This is a genomic window from Paenibacillus sp. FSL R7-0297 (genome assembly GCF_038009025.1).
Lineage (GTDB): Bacteria > Bacillota > Bacilli > Paenibacillales > Paenibacillaceae > Paenibacillus_AQ.
In genome coordinates, this window is sequence record NZ_JBBPAQ010000001.1 from 7,165,397 (window position 1) to 7,179,603 (window position 14,207).

13 protein-coding genes are annotated in these 14,207 nt (G+C 53.1%); 3 read left to right on the top strand and 10 right to left on the bottom strand.

Going from position 1 to position 14,207, the window contains the following annotated elements; genetic code table 11:
- Positions 1-135: 135 nt before the first annotated feature.
- The 6 genes from MKZ24_RS31000 to MKZ24_RS31025 form a co-directional block, all read right to left on the bottom strand.
- Positions 136-1,341 carry an anti-sigma factor gene (locus MKZ24_RS31000; protein WP_042233332.1) on the bottom strand — a complete coding sequence of 402 codons (1,206 nt, stop codon included), beginning with the start codon at positions 1,339-1,341 and terminating at the stop codon, positions 136-138.
- Positions 1,334-1,837: a sigma-70 family RNA polymerase sigma factor gene (locus MKZ24_RS31005; RefSeq protein ID WP_042233330.1), complete on the bottom strand. Its 504-nt coding sequence runs from the start codon at positions 1,835-1,837 to the stop codon at positions 1,334-1,336. Before MKZ24_RS31005 ends, MKZ24_RS31000 begins: the two co-directional genes overlap by 8 nt.
- 255 nt (positions 1,838-2,092) lie before the next feature.
- A complete protein-coding gene (ltrA, locus tag MKZ24_RS31010) occupies positions 2,093-3,259 on the bottom strand; it encodes a group II intron reverse transcriptase/maturase (protein ID WP_340782110.1) in 1,167 nt (388 codons plus the stop codon).
- Positions 3,260-4,213: 954 nt separating this feature from the next.
- Entirely contained in the window at positions 4,214-5,500 is a 1,287-nt protein-coding gene (locus MKZ24_RS31015; protein ID WP_340789649.1) for an ATP-binding protein, read from the bottom strand.
- A gap of 1 nt (position 5,501) precedes the next feature.
- Positions 5,502-6,950, bottom strand: coding sequence for an RtcB family protein (locus tag MKZ24_RS31020; protein WP_340789650.1), 1,449 nt, complete (start codon positions 6,948-6,950; stop codon positions 5,502-5,504).
- Between the two features lie 349 nt (positions 6,951-7,299).
- Positions 7,300-7,560 carry a YqkE family protein gene (locus MKZ24_RS31025; protein WP_042233324.1) on the bottom strand — a complete coding sequence of 87 codons (261 nt, stop codon included), beginning with the start codon at positions 7,558-7,560 and terminating at the stop codon, positions 7,300-7,302.
- Positions 7,561-7,650: 90 nt separating this feature from the next.
- On the opposite strand from MKZ24_RS31025, the gene MKZ24_RS31030 reads away from it, so the two are divergent.
- Positions 7,651-7,998, top strand: coding sequence for a winged helix-turn-helix transcriptional regulator (locus MKZ24_RS31030; RefSeq protein WP_039299846.1), 348 nt, complete (start codon positions 7,651-7,653; stop codon positions 7,996-7,998).
- Positions 7,999-8,035: 37 nt separating this feature from the next.
- Here MKZ24_RS31030 and MKZ24_RS31035 read toward each other — a convergent pair whose 3' ends face one another.
- A complete protein-coding gene (locus MKZ24_RS31035; RefSeq protein ID WP_042233322.1) occupies positions 8,036-8,539 on the bottom strand; it encodes a GNAT family N-acetyltransferase in 504 nt (167 codons plus the stop codon).
- A gap of 156 nt (positions 8,540-8,695) precedes the next feature.
- Positions 8,696-9,538: an SDR family oxidoreductase gene (locus MKZ24_RS31040; RefSeq protein ID WP_340789654.1), complete on the bottom strand. Its 843-nt coding sequence runs from the start codon at positions 9,536-9,538 to the stop codon at positions 8,696-8,698.
- A 182-nt stretch (positions 9,539-9,720) separates the two neighbouring features.
- On the opposite strand from MKZ24_RS31040, the gene csaA reads away from it, so the two are divergent.
- Positions 9,721-10,050, top strand: a complete 330-nt coding sequence (gene csaA / locus MKZ24_RS31045; protein ID WP_039299841.1) for a chaperone CsaA — start codon at positions 9,721-9,723, stop codon at positions 10,048-10,050.
- Positions 10,051-10,610: 560 nt separating this feature from the next.
- On the opposite strand, the gene MKZ24_RS31050 is transcribed toward csaA, so the two are convergent.
- Positions 10,611-11,960, bottom strand: a complete 1,350-nt coding sequence (locus MKZ24_RS31050; RefSeq protein WP_340789658.1) for a PQQ-dependent sugar dehydrogenase — start codon at positions 11,958-11,960, stop codon at positions 10,611-10,613.
- 186 nt (positions 11,961-12,146) lie between these two features.
- On the opposite strand from MKZ24_RS31050, the gene MKZ24_RS31055 reads away from it, so the two are divergent.
- Positions 12,147-13,241, top strand: a complete 1,095-nt coding sequence (locus MKZ24_RS31055) for a M24 family metallopeptidase (RefSeq protein WP_042233318.1) — start codon at positions 12,147-12,149, stop codon at positions 13,239-13,241.
- Positions 13,242-13,312: 71 nt separating this feature from the next.
- Here MKZ24_RS31055 and MKZ24_RS31060 read toward each other — a convergent pair whose 3' ends face one another.
- Positions 13,313-14,038, bottom strand: a complete 726-nt coding sequence (locus MKZ24_RS31060) for a queuosine precursor transporter (protein WP_042233315.1) — start codon at positions 14,036-14,038, stop codon at positions 13,313-13,315.
- Positions 14,039-14,207 lie beyond the last annotated feature (169 nt).

Genomic DNA, 14,207 nt, shown 5'->3' on the forward strand with positions numbered 1-14,207 from the left:
GATACTGGAAGTAAAATAGCTGAGAAACGCTGTAAACAACGTTCCTCAGCCATTTCACATCAACCTTCTCAAGTTTACGTACTTATAATTGTACGGTTTGGCGAACTTAGAAGCAAGCCGCGCCCGGCCTAAGCCTTATTCCCGCCAGTTCCACAGCCGGACTTCACCCACCCGCATATAGCTGACCCAGGAGGCCTCGCGCAGCTTCAGCAGTTCCTTGACCGGCCCGGTGACAACGGCTCCATAGAGCTTAACCCCGTTCTGCTCCAGATAGGCCAGAGAGGTGTCAAGCTGGTCAATATACACCGCTCTGCCCGCAAGTGTCTGATGCTGCTGCAACAGCTTGAGGGTCTTGATGAAATTGGCATCCCGCAGCGCGCCGCTCCCGTACGCTTCAACGGAAGGCGATACGCTGCTATAGGAGGATACCGAGCTGAACCAGCCTGTCTTGGTAGTAGTGACTTCCGATTTCTTCATATCATCCTCATGCCAGATGGGCTGGTAGGGAAAGCCCAGCGGATATCTGACCACATCGTCTCTTGTTGAAGGTCCAGTATCTGCACCGAACCAGACAGGCAGAAGGTTCAGCGGTTCCAATTGCTTGAGCAGCTCATCTGTGGTATACAAATGGTCCAGCGACAGATACGCCTCGGCCACCGTACCTTCAGGAAGCTTCTCCAGCTTCTTCCACTGATCGCTGTTGTCCCCTCTCCCGGCAGTGCCCTTCGCAGACGGATAATAGAATACATAAGTAGCCGCATTCTGCTCATCCATCCAGTTAAACTCCCCAAGATTCGCCCTTCCCAGAAAGAGATTCTGGGTATAGTTGCCCACCTGAATGCTCTCGCTGCCCACCTGCCTCAGCAGATTCCCGGTTAACTCCAGTCGGAAAAAATAATGCGCGTTCGATGAAAGCCTCACCGTTGTATTGGGACGGGTAACGGCAATCGCCGATGTCACCACATCCTTGTAAGTGTCACCACGGTCTCCAGTGCTGTAGAAGACCGCAGTAATGATGCTGCTGATGACCGTAAAGATCAGAAACGCAGAAAATACAGTAAACGTATTGGTGATCCGTGCTTTCCATTTGCCGCGCCGGATAATAGACTTCTCTCTTCGCTTGGCCTTCCTCTTGGTCTTCTTAAGCCCTGTAGGTGCGCTTCCTTCTGGGTCAGTCTTGATCCACCGTTCGCTGGTCTGCTCCTCCCGCTCCATCTGCTCCTCCAGATACAGCTGATATGCTTCAAGCTTCGCCAGCTCACTCTCCAGCTCCTCACGCTCTTCCTCCGGAAGTGTGCCTTCGCTGTATTGGCGCAGCTTCTCCTTGAATTCCTCACTCATGCTCATTCCTCCTCCGCTCCGCCTCACGAAGCTTCTGCCTGGCGCGGAATACCAGTATCTTGTATTGGGACAGGCCCACATCCATAACGACTGCGGCTTCTTTGTAACTCAGCCCGTGATAATCATGCAGCAGCAGCGCATGGCGCTGTCCTTCCGGCAGCAGATTGAGCGCCAAGGCCGCTTCCGCCCAGCGTTCCTGACGCAGCAAAGTCCCCTCTGTTGTGTCAGGATGAGCCAAACCGCTGAAATAACCGGCTTCCTTGGACACACTCCGCTTCTCCTTGCGCTTATAATCTACAAAAGCATTGTAAGCCACGCGGAACAGCCACGGCTTAATCTTATCTTCCCGGCAATCCTCCAAATACAGATAAGCGCGGTAAAAGGTCTCCTGCATCAAATCTTCGGCCGCATGGTGGTCCTGGCAGAGGGAGCGCAGATAGCGGTAGATGTCCGTAACATAATTTTCGTATACCTCATCCAGCGAATTCGGCTCCATCTCCTCCCCCCTTAATCCATCCACGTATGAGAACGCCAAAAGTTACAGCTTCCAGCCATATATTTCCGGAATCATCCATCTTACTATAGCAGATTTATCTTCATCCCTAGTAGGGTAAGACGAGGGATTACTCCCTCGGACTCCCCGTCAAACCGTGCATGCGGATTTCCCGCACACGGCTTTCCTTCGTCAGTTCCCCATCTTCAGGAGTGAGTTTCCTTCATCCGTCGCCGGATTGCCTATTTCACTCCTGAATTAGGAACGCGTGGTGAGTAAGCTTGTTAGAAATACCATTCCCGCTGATTCCAATACCTTGTTTGGAATCAACCGGTTTGACACCGTAGATTTCTTGTGGCGCATAAAGCCTCGCACCCTCATTCGCATCCATTTATCCAGACGTTCAAACTTTTTCTTTACATCTCCTATCCCAAAATAGTTTCCAAATCCTCGGATGATTTCGTTTAGTTTCTTGAGCATTCCCTCCAGGTTGGTTCCTTGTTGCCTTCGGGTTGCGTTTCGGATTTTGTCCTTATATTTCTTCATTTTCGCTTCCGGCAAGCCCACATAGTTCCTCCTGAAGTCAAATCCCAGAAAACGAAATCCTTCTTTAAAATTCACCACTTTGGTTTTCTCCGGGTGCATCCGTAATCGCAGGTCTTCTTCCAGGATCTTCTTTGCTACCAGATACGCCTCTTTCGCCTGCTCCTTGCTCTTGCACAGGATCACGGCATCGTCCGCGTACCTAACCACTGCAAATCCCTGCTTTTTCATGCCCCAGTCAAACGTATTCAGATAGATGTTTGCCAAGAGCGGCGAGATGACCCCGCCCTGGGGAGAACCGATTTCCGTTTCATGGAACTGATCATCTTCCATGATTCCAGCGGTTAGCCATCCGCGAATGAGCGTCAGCACTTTTCCGTCTGTGATTCTCTCCTGCACCTTTTCCATGAGTCCTTCGTGCGGGATTTCATCGAAGAAAGATACAATGTCTAGGTCTACTACATGTTCATATCCGTTACGTTTAGCCCGCCGGATGGTCCGTATGGCCTGATGCGCCGAGTATCCTGCCCGAAAGCCAAAGCTATAATAGTAAAAATCCTCTTGGAAAATAGGCTCAATGATTTGACGGACGGCTTGCTGACATACCCGGTCCCGGATCGTGGGAATGCCTAACGGCCTTAACTTCCCATTCTCCTTCTCGATGTAGTGTCGCCTCACGGGACTTGGAACGTAGCGCCCCTGCTGCAATAACCTCTGGAGTTCCCTTAGGTTCGTGCCCACATTCTTCTCGTACATTTCAATGCTGACGCCATCTACACCGCCACTTCCTTGATTCTTCTTCACCGACAGCCAGGCTTCGTACAGATTGTTCATTTGATAAACCTTATCGATTAAGGAATAATAACGTCTTTTCGGTTTCATTGGTGTTTCACCACCTTTACCGCTACTCACCAAGCTGGTCTTGTTTCCGCTACAAAGATCGATTCCTTACTTGTTCCATCCCGGCAACTGCGTGTTAGAAAAAAAAAAAATTCAATCGCTCCTGCTGCCTTGGATGTACTCAGGTCGCCAGTTTGCCTCATCCCCAAACGCTCTTTCGCTCTCGGCGGGACGTACCCTCTCGGTCAAACCCTCGCTGGTTTAAGACGTTTACGATCTCCACTCACGAACACTCACAGGCTTTGACGAAGCACGTTCCCTTCGCCTCTGTCTCTCCTCTTTTGGAGTGAGAGCAGGGTATGCGACACCACTTCTTTTTTTTTTTTTCTTCCTGGCTGCTCGCCTTCAAAAAAAAAAATTTTCCAGGCGCATACTCATCCGGGTTTTCTCCTCCAGTCTGTTACCAGCTTTCATCGGCCCGGATTTACTCACTACTACGAAACGATCCGCCATCTCGCAGCCCATCGATTCGGCTTTCCCTTTAAGGTTATACCTCCCCTACCTTGTCCGCGTTTACGTCAAGGAGACTACGAGACTTCCCTCAGTTATCTGCACCTTCTATTCCATCCATCCTGACCCTAATCACGTCGATGAGTCCTACAGGTCATTTCCCTTTGGTTGTTTTCCTGTAAGATATACGTTCTCGTATAGGCTTCCCCGTTTTGCGGGCGGGTCGCCCGACATCGCCGCCACCTCTGGTTCACTGCATTCCGGGCTGGACTTTGCCTGCAGGCCCTTCGGATTCTTCCTCACGGAAGACACCCTGCCTATCCGTGCAACCTTCGATTGCCGGATATCTGCTTCGGCTACGGCACTTTAAAGGGTAAAGTTACCGGGTGGATTTGAACCACCTAGATGATGCGACTGTGAGGCGCACCGCAAAAAGGGAGCCTCCCGGCTCCCCAAATCTTCCCTTTACAGTCGCTTCTCACATACTTAATAAAATCCGATACTGGACGAAGCATCCTTCATCCATTCCCGTTTGCGCCCCTTGTCCAGTTCGCCGCGCATGCCGCGCACCAGAGACTCGACATCTGCCATGCCATTCTCATGCCATTCCAGCGCCGCACTGACATATAGCTCGCCAAGCTGAGTCAGGGAGAAATCTCCTGTCAGGCGCGCAGCGGTGGCCGTACCCTCTTCACCTGCGAAGGCGGAGAACCCGCGTAGCTGCAGATATTCGAGGCGCAGCGCCTCATTTGGCATCTTGATCTCATAAGCCCGGTCGAAGCGCCCGGCGCGGTTCATGAGACCCGGGTCGATTTTCTCCGGATAATTGGTGGTGCCGATCAGGAAGATGCCTTCCTTCGAAGTAGCCCCGTCCAGCGTGTTGAGGAAAAAGGAGCGGACCTCCTGCGGCATGGAATCGATGTCCTCAATCACCAGTACCATCGGCGCCAGCCGGGCCGCAGCCTCGAACACCTCATTCACTGACTCGCTGCTCGTATATTCGGTAATCTGCCAGTAGATCACAGGTCCCGGTACACTTCCGGCGATCGATTTGACGAGCGTAGTCTTGCCGTTGCCCGGATGGCCGTAGAGCAGAATGCCCCGCTTGTACGGGATATCGTAAGTGACGTAGAAGCTGCGGTCCGAATCAAAAAACTGGTCGAGCGAACGGTAGATTTCTTTCTTGATCCCCGCGTCCAGCACGACCTCCTCACGCCCGACAGAGCGGGTGATGGGTTCATCGTCACGGAAGATTCCATTGCGCCGGTCAGTGAACACCGTCACCTTATTGATGTTCTGCTCCCGCTGCCGGGTACGCACATTGGCCAGGAAGAACTGCAGCTGCGCGTCAGATGCCGCGAACACATAGTCCTGAAAGTTGATGCCGTTCTCCTGGAACACCGGCACCCGCGCCAGAGCAATGCCCATGGCAGGATACGCCAGCACATTATTGCGGATCGAGAGATGGATATTGTATTCCGGCTGCTCTTTATCATCGTCATACACAAACGTCCGGTCCTCCAGGCGGTCAAAAATCCGCGCCACATGCTCCACCCCGGCATTTCCACTCTGCACATCATTCTCCAGCAGCTTCCAGTATTCACTGTTGGGGTCATCGCTCGCATACAGCTCATAACGGACGCCGTAGCGGCTGTAGAGCGCTTCAAGTATGCCGTCAACCAGGCGTGCGTACACATCATAACCTTTGATGATTCCGGCTCTGTCTTCATCGTACTCGTAGATTACAGTAGGCTTCTTAATCTCCTGCTCCATCCTATTTCGTCCCCTTTATCGCTGCGAGCGGCTTGCATTTGGCCACAACAGCAGCCAGGCCGGCGCCCGTAACGCTTTCTATAATCTCATCTACATTCTTATAGGCCTGGGGAGATTCGTCAATGATAGATTCCAGGGAATGCTGATTCACTACAATCTCGTCTGCCGTCCCCACCTTCATCGACTGGGAGAATTCATGGACAGACACCAGCCGCTTCGTTGCCGAGCGGGAGCGGATGCGTCCGGCTCCATGGCAGATCGAATAATAATTCTCTTCTCCTCCGGGCTGGCCGACCATGATGTAGGAAGCGGTGCCCATCGAGCCGGGAATCAGCGCCGGATGCCCGGTCGCCGCATAGGCTGACGGATTATCCGGATGTCCGGCCGGCAGGGCGCGCGTCGCCCCTTTGCGGTGTACGAACTTGGTGCCGGAGGAGGTCTCCTCTTTCCAGGCATAATTGTGCATCAGATCATAGAGGGTCCGCAGCTCGCATTTCGTGCCGAAGACGTCACGGAAGCCCTCACGTACACCATAAGCGATCAGATGGCGGTTCACTACCGCATAGTTCAGCGCCGAGTACATCAGATTAACATAGCGCTGGGCCTGCGGATGTGCCAGAGGCGCATAGATCAGGCGCGGGTCGGCGCTGCCCAGTCCAAGCTGGCCCATGACCTTGGCGAAGGCCGGGGTACAGAACTGATTGACCATACCTCCCCAGGCCCGGGAGCCGGAATGGATCATCACGGCAATCTGCCCGTCCTTCAGGCCCCACGCTTCAGCCACTTGCCGCTGCTCTTCAGCAATCTCAATCGCTTGAATCTCGACGAAATGGTTGCCGCCGCCAAGGGTGCCGAGCTGGCGGTGACCCCGGTGCCAGGCCATATCCGGCAGCTCATTCAGAATCTCGTCATCGAAGGCAAGCTTGCTGATCTCCACATGGGACAGCGCGCTTGATTTCTTCGGAGTGTAGCTGTCCGGAACATATTTGCTGGGCAGGCCGTGCAGGCCCTTGCGCACGATATTCTCCAGCCGGATATCGCTGTAGTGGCCGCGCTGCTGGGCCTCCATCGGCAGATATTTCTCAATTGCCCGGACCAGCTTCCGGCGCAGCTTCACTTCACGCAGATCATCCATATGCAGATTGGTGAGATGTACACGCATGCCGCAGCCGATATCGCTGCCCACAATGGACGGCGATACATAGCCTGACGCGGCATCCCAGACCGCGGTAGTCCCGATGCAGGTTCCGACGCCTACATGTACATCAGGAGTGTAGCTCATATATTCTATATTCGGGATTTGCAGATTGTTATTAGCCATTTCCAGGACCTTGTAATCAAGTGAGCCAAATAATTGCTCGCTGGCATATACCCTGAGGTCGCCGCCCGGAAGGGCTACCTCATGTTTGTAGCGGGATATCTCCCCCGCTTGCTGCTTCATGCTATTCATAAATGTTTTCATTTCCTCTCAGGTTGGTTAGATAAATCCCAGTTTTGTGGTACACAAAAAGAGCCGCAGATCAGTTCTGATCATGCGGCTCCCGGAGCGCTGGGTGCAGCTTCGAATTCAAGCTGGGACACCCGTATGCAGTTGTGACATAATAAGCACGCTGCGCATTATGTCTTCCGGACGAAGGCGATGAGATCAGATTGTTCATATGCGGTTGTAATGTGACTGTGCGGCGTTCTCAAACCATTTGTTCCAATCATGACCCATCGGCCTCCCTTCTCTAAATGATAAACCCAATAATATATGGCGCTGCTGCAGATTGTCAACCCTGATACTGGTAAAGTTTGTTTTATTTAAATTTCGACCAGTCCTGATTGCTGTTCTCCAGCAGGTGGCCGAAATCATTCTCCAGACGTTTCTGCTCTGCCTTGCGTTTGTCCTCCGCTTCCTTGAGGGCGGCGTCTTTCTTGCCTTGCTCTTCGGCTTTGAGCGCATCGGACTGCGCCTTCAGCTTGTCCAGCACCTCTCGGCTGAGCAGGTCTTTGAGTGTTGCCTGAGCATCGGTCGCCGCAGGCCGCGGAGCCGGGGTTATCTTCTTCTTTTTAGCCAAGGGAATCATCCTTTCAAGTAGTGCAAATAGTTCAAATTTGTTTTAGTTATAGGTCTTTTCGTTTATAATGTACAGTAAGAGGTGAGCCTAATGAAATCCACAGAGTTATGTCCAAGGTTACAAAAAAGCATGGATATTATCGGCAGACGTTGGACGGGCTTAATCATCTATCAGCTTCTGCAAGGTCCCCAGCGCTTCGGCGCCATTGAAGCTTCGCTGCCGGTCAGCGGCAGGCTTTTGTCCGAGCGGCTGAAGGAACTGGAGCAGGAGGGCATCGTCCTGCGCGAGGTTTTTCCCGAAACGCCTGTAAGAATCCAGTATTCGTTAACTGACAAGGGCCGGGCCTTGGAATCCGTCATCCGTGATTTGCAGGTATGGTCGGAAGACTGGATTACAGAAGAGGAATGCCGGTCTGCTTCAGCTGCTCCTCCGCAATAAGTTTCACACACTGTTTCTGCGAAAGCCTTATATAAATTTACAGCTTGCGGCCTACGATAACAAGGTCACGCGGAATGCCGTCCAGCACGGCGACACCCGGCAGCAGGCCCCATTGTCCGAAACCAAACTTCCGCAGCAGCGCAAGACTTGGCTCATTATGGCCAAACACAAAGCCTACCAAGTTCTGCAGACCAAGTCGCGGACATTCCTCAAGCGCCTTGGTCAGCAGGATACTTCCGGCGCCGCTGCCGCGGAATTTTTCACTTACATACACGCTGATCTCTGCCGTTCCATTATAGGCCGGACGCCCATAGAATGACTGAAAGCTGAACCAGGCTGCAATTTCTCCGCCTTGCCGCAGGACCCAGAGCGGACGGTGATGACTTTTATGCTCATGGAACCACTCTACTCTATCCTCCACGGCCACCGGCGTAAGATCCGCTGTCACCATTCTTCCGGCAACCGTCGTGTTATAAATCTCCACAATCGCTCCCAAATCCTCAATTGCCGCATCCTCTATACTGTAACCTTTCCAATCCATGCTATGATTCCTCCTAGAAGTTGTATGTGATATGTGAACAACATTCCCCTCATCATATCGGCCCGAATCCAAAATGGTTGTTCAAAAGCATTTACAGAGATCCTTATAATCAGTTGATGCCTGTCCACTAGTTTCATTGCATTGCGGAAAACGAGGCTAGTTCAGCCCTGTCTGCTCCAGACTCCACTTCCACAGCCGTGCGGCTTCTTCTGTATTCTTCGCCCTTGGCGATAATTCCTTGATCTCGCGGCGGTAATAATATTGCCCGCTTACTTCGCTCAGCTCCGGCGCAGCCGCCAGATAAATGGCCGTGTCCGCACCTTTCTCAGGAGTCAGGAAGAAGTAGGACAGCAGCTTCAGCAGCGAGCGCCCAAAGCCTGTCTCCCGGTTCACTCCGATGCTCGTCCCCACCGCTCCCGGATGCACACAGTTCACAGTAACCCTGGTGCCCTTCAGGCGTGCAGCAAGCTCCCGGGTAAACAGGATGTTGGCCAGTTTGGAACGGGCGTAAGCCTTAGCCGGATTGAAGCCGCGTGACAGCGTATGATCCTCCAGATGCAGCTTGCCAATCTTGTAGGCACCTGAAGCCACTACCACAATCCTGCCCTGTTCAGCATGCTTCAGTCTATCCAATAACAACATGGTGAGCAGAAAATGACCCAGATGATTCACGCCCAAATCCTGCTCATAGCCGTCTGAAGTAAGCTCACGTCTGATGGCGACTACGCCAGCATTATTGATCAGAACATCAAGCACCGGATAGCCGGCCGTGAATTCCTCTGCAAAAGCGCGAATGCTTGCGAACGAACCCAGATCGCACAGCATCAGCCGGATTTGATCAGAGCCGCTCTGGCGTACCGCTTCTGCAAGAGCTTCCTCCCCGCGTTGGCGGCTGCGGCAGGCCATGATTACATGGGCTCCTCTGCGGGCCATTTCCACTGTCGTAGCCAGTCCCATGCCGGAATTCGCACCGGTGACAAGCACGGTCTTTCCTTTCATGGACATCTTCCCCTCTCTTGCGGGCCAGCCAGGCCAGAGCATGGCGTAGCCTTTTCAGAGTATATGTTTTATGATAATGTTACATCATTTCTGAGGGTTAAAATAGCCCCTGGGCATGGAATAGCTTCTCAAGAGGTCTATTCCCGGTTCGAAGCAACTTATCCACTACAGGAGGCGGGGACATGGCTACTATTGAAGATTTCTTGAAGCTAGATATGCGCATAGGAACCATTCTGTCCGCAGAGCCTTTTCCTGAGGCACGCAAACCGGCGATTAAGCTGCAGATCGATTTCGGGGAACTCGGCATTAAGGCCTCCAGTGCGCAGATCACCAAACGTTACACTCCGGAAGAGCTGATCGGCCGGCAGATTGCCGCTGTCGTGAACTTCCCGCCCAGACGGATTGCCGGCTTCCTCTCGGAAGTGCTCGTCCTGGGCGGTGTGCCGGAGGAAGGCGATGTGATTCTGCTGGCTCCGGAGCAGCAGGTTCCGAACGGGACGCCGATCGCGTAGCGGACCCGCCGCTGAACCGGCTCCCCAGGGTATGCCGCTTACGCTGCCTAGTCTGCATAAGCTCTCAGACCTGACGGTACAGAATATCTTCTGCTACCACGTTGCACGTTATGAAGACAGCCTGCAGGTGTTGATGGTTCGCTTGCGGGCTACCTGTAGGCGGGGTTTACACGCTGCAGGCCCATAACAGGAAAGGCTGTCCTCTGTGCAGATGATCTGCAAGGAGGACAGCCTTTGTTTGCTACATAGTTACATAGTTACATACTTACATTACATAGTTACAGAGTGAGATGGACTCAGATGACGTTATTTTGCGGAAAAGGGTGATTTTGACGTATATGCGGACTCAGGAGACCTTATTGGGATTATTGTAGACCCGAATACGGTAAAACTGAGCCATTAAGGGCATCTGAGTCCGCAACGGACAGAAACCGGGCTAATATCCGGAAATAACGGCTTCTCAGTCCGCTCAGCGCCGGGTGGCCGTGAAATCCCTTCGTCAATAGTATGGCCGTGATAAAGTTCCGGAGGAAGTACACGGAAAATGCACCTAACAGCCCTTATTTCCAATCCGGCCGCAGCGCAATCAGCTTATCATCTTGTGCGCGTGGGTTGCCTCTGCCATCCCGGTTATTGGTCATAAGGTACAGGGTGCCGTCAGGCCCTTCCGCCACATTGCGGATTCGGCCATACTTCTCTTTGAATACAGCCGTAATCTTAGGCTTGCCGCCCGAAGGAGACAAAGATACCCGCAGCAGCTGCTGCCCGGCCAGACCGGCAACCAACAGTTCGCCGCTCCATGGCCCCTGCGTAATAAAGCTCATACCCGATGGCGCCCAGGTCTCCTCCCCGCTGTGTGCCAACGGAGCCTTCAGCTTCAGCTTTGCGGCTCCATTCGCATCGCCTTCAATCAGCGGCCAGCCGTAATTGGACCCGGCCTGAATAAGATTGATCTCATCATGGCTCGACTGGCCATGCTCCGAGCTGTATAAGACTCCGCTCTCCGGTTGCCAGGCCAGACCCTGCGGATTGCGGTGGCCCATACTATAGACCGGAGATCCCGGCCACGGGTTATCGTCAGGGATGCCGCCGCTGGTCGTAATCCGCAGGATTTTCCCGCCCAGACTGGTCTTATCCTGCGCCAGCTCAGGCTCATAGCGTTCACCTGTGGTGATGTACAAGTAGCCGTCCGGGCCCAGCTTAACCCGTCCGCCGTTATGATTGGTGTCCCCTGGTATATTATCCAGCAGGACCTGCCTGATCTCCGCTTTGCTGCTGCCGATCTTAATCCGCAGGACCCGGTTTGCCATGCTCCCCTCCGCATTGCGGTAAGAATGATATACATAAGCCAATCCGTTGCTCTCGAACTCCCGGTCAAGCGCAAGTCCCAGCAACCCGCCCTCTCCCTTACTGATAAAGGGGGCTTCAAGCTCCAGCAGCGGGGCCGCACGAAGCTTGCCATTCTCTATGACCCGCAGGCTGCCCGGCCGTTCGGTGAAAAAGATCCGCCCGTCCGGAGCGAACGCCATCTCCCAAGGCACATTCAATCCGTCTGCCAGCGTATGGGCGGTATAAGGGAAGGCTGACGAAGCTGGCGGCTTCGGCGCGGCAGCCGTTACTTCCGGTGCCTGTGTGCTTCCAGAGGCACCAGGTGATGCTGCGCCAACCGGCGCACCTGTTCCTGCACTCGCAGACGCTCCCGGTGTTCTTACCGGCGTTTCGGTCATCGTAGTCATTGAAGATGGAAGGGCAGTGCCGGCAGGCTGTGCGTCAAACCGCGGATTCTCACCTGTCAGCTGCCCTTGCCTAGGATCTTGTTCAGCAGAGGTGCAGGCTGACAGCAGGCCCATCAGCAGGACCAAAGCTCCGCGCAGCAGAAATGTATGGAAGAGGGCCGATGTACCGGACATATTCATAACCTCCTGTTAAGTGAAGCGGGAATAGAAACCAGAAATGATAGTGGCAACTATTACCCGGTGCTTAACTTCACTAAACTCCCTGTTGCATCCGTTCCAGGAACGTGCAGCCTCCCGGATTATGAATTATAATGAGAATAATGCTGTTTCAAGCGTGTATATGAAAGGGGAACTATTGCAATGAATGAAGCTCTGCTTAAACTGGAGCAAGGACTTACAGAAGAGGGCTTGGATGCTCTCCTCGTAACCGATCCCAAGCATGTATACTATCTGACCGGCTTCGCCAGCAACCCGCATGAACGCTTTCTGGGCCTGCTGCTGATCCGCGGCGAGGAGCCTGTGCTGATCGTTCCGGCGCTGGACGCCGAAGCGGCGCATGCCGCCTCCTCGGTGAAGACTATTCTGACACACAGCGATACGGACAACCCGTACGAGCTGCTCAAATCCCGCTTCGGCGGCGCTGCTCCGGGCAGCTTCGGCATAGAGAAGGAGCACTTCTCCGTCAGCCGCTATGAGTTGCTGGCAGACGCCATCCCAGCGGGGGCATTCAGCGACATCGGCCATCTGCTCCGCGCTATGCGCGCCATGAAGACGCCTGAAGAAATCCGCATTATGAAGCATGCCGCCGAGCTTGTGGAGGAAGTTCTCCGCCGGGGCCTGTCACATGTCAAAGCCGGTGTCAGCGAGAATGAGCTGGTAGCGGAGCTGGAATACCTGATGAAAAAAGTCGGAGCCTCCGGCCCCTCCTTCGACACCATGGTGCTCTCCGGCCCGAATACGGCCCTGCCGCATGGCGTACCGGGTGAACGCAAGATTCAGCCGGGTGATCTGCTGATGTTCGATCTTGGCGTATACGCCGCAGGCTATGCCTCTGACATTACCCGCACCTTCGCTGTAGGCGAAATCGACAGCAAGCTGATAGATATCTACAATACTGTGCTTGCTGCCAATGAGGCTGGTATCGCCGCTTCTGTTGCCGGAGCCACCTTCGGTTCTATTGACAAGGCTGCCCGTGACGTTATTGAAGCCGCCGGCTACGGCGAATACTTCATGCACCGCGTCGGACATGGTCTCGGCATGGATACCCATGAATATCCATCACTGCATGGACTCAATACGGATATTATCGCAAACGGCAACGTCTTCACAGTAGAACCGGGGATTTATGTGCCGAATCTTGGCGGCGTGCGCATTGAGGATGATGTGCTCGTTACGGCAGAGGGCCCGCAGACGCTGACCAGCTTTCCCAAAGAATTGACAGTGCTGAGCCTGTAATTCAGAAATCAAAAAAAAGCCCCAATCTCCAGATCATCAATGGAGGTCAGGGCTTTTTTATATAAACTATGCTATGAAATACTGCGCTTGGTCTCCTGGGAGCTGACTGCCTGCTCCTCTTCAGCGAATTTAAAGGAGCGGGCAAGGTAAAGTACCGGTGTGCCTGCACCTGTAAGTAGGAATTTGGCAAGATAGGTGGTCAGCAGAATCTCAGTCCATACCTTCAGGTCATACATTCCGGCAAACGCAATAGTGCAGAAGATCAAAGTGTCGACAAAAGAGCTGATCATGGTGCTGCCGTTGGAGCGGATCCAGAGCTGCCGTGAGCTGCCGTAGTATTTGCGGATCCATGCGTATAAGCGTACATCCAGAAACTGGCTGATAAAATATGCGGTAAGACTGCCCAGCGCAAGTCTCGGCATCAGACCGAAGATTCTCTGAAGAGACTCTTGGGCCATATCTCCCTCCTGCGGCTCAAAGACAAGCACCATCTGCATAATGACGGTAGTCATCAGCAAGGTGAAGAATCCGAACCAGACGGCGTTCCGCGCTTCAGCCCGCCCGTATCTCTCATTCAGCAGGTCACTGGTCATATATAACGTGACATACATCGTATTTCCCAGCGTCATTACGATATCGAAAGGCATCGCAATCGTCTTGGCGACTTGAATATTGGCGACCACGGTTGCCATGCCGACCCAGGCATAGAGCCCTTTTTTACCGAACAGCCGGTAGCAGAGCAGAAAAAACACAAAATTAACAACAACAAACAAAATCCCCCACAACAAATTAAACATATTTCTGTTAACTCCTCCTAGTTTTGGTTACGCGGGATGGTTACGAACCGCGGCTATCCACTCTTATAGAAACAAAACATTAATACTCTACCACAGAAAAAGCTAACATACTATGAAATTTTAAATTTTCACGAAAACAGCGTATAATTCATTTTTTTCGGCAAATTGG

Coding starts and splice junctions, on each gene's coding strand:
- MKZ24_RS31020 (WP_340789650.1), bottom strand. CDS start 6,950: ATGAATAGCATGAAGCAGCAAGCGGGGGAGATATCCCGCTACAAACAT.
- csaA (WP_039299841.1), top strand. CDS start 9,721: ATGGCTACTATTGAAGATTTCTTGAAGCTAGATATGCGCATAGGAACC.
- ltrA (WP_340782110.1), bottom strand. CDS start 3,259: ATGAAACCGAAAAGACGTTATTATTCCTTAATCGATAAGGTTTATCAA.
- MKZ24_RS31035 (WP_042233322.1), bottom strand. CDS start 8,539: ATGGATTGGAAAGGTTACAGTATAGAGGATGCGGCAATTGAGGATTTG.
- MKZ24_RS31050 (WP_340789658.1), bottom strand. CDS start 11,960: ATGTCCGGTACATCGGCCCTCTTCCATACATTTCTGCTGCGCGGAGCT.
- MKZ24_RS31030 (WP_039299846.1), top strand. CDS start 7,651: ATGAAATCCACAGAGTTATGTCCAAGGTTACAAAAAAGCATGGATATT.
- MKZ24_RS31005 (WP_042233330.1), bottom strand. CDS start 1,837: ATGGAGCCGAATTCGCTGGATGAGGTATACGAAAATTATGTTACGGAC.
- MKZ24_RS31040 (WP_340789654.1), bottom strand. CDS start 9,538: ATGAAAGGAAAGACCGTGCTTGTCACCGGTGCGAATTCCGGCATGGGA.
- MKZ24_RS31000 (WP_042233332.1), bottom strand. CDS start 1,341: ATGAGTGAGGAATTCAAGGAGAAGCTGCGCCAATACAGCGAAGGCACA.
- MKZ24_RS31060 (WP_042233315.1), bottom strand. CDS start 14,038: ATGTTTAATTTGTTGTGGGGGATTTTGTTTGTTGTTGTTAATTTTGTG.
- MKZ24_RS31055 (WP_042233318.1), top strand. CDS start 12,147: ATGAATGAAGCTCTGCTTAAACTGGAGCAAGGACTTACAGAAGAGGGC.
- MKZ24_RS31015 (WP_340789649.1), bottom strand. CDS start 5,500: ATGGAGCAGGAGATTAAGAAGCCTACTGTAATCTACGAGTACGATGAA.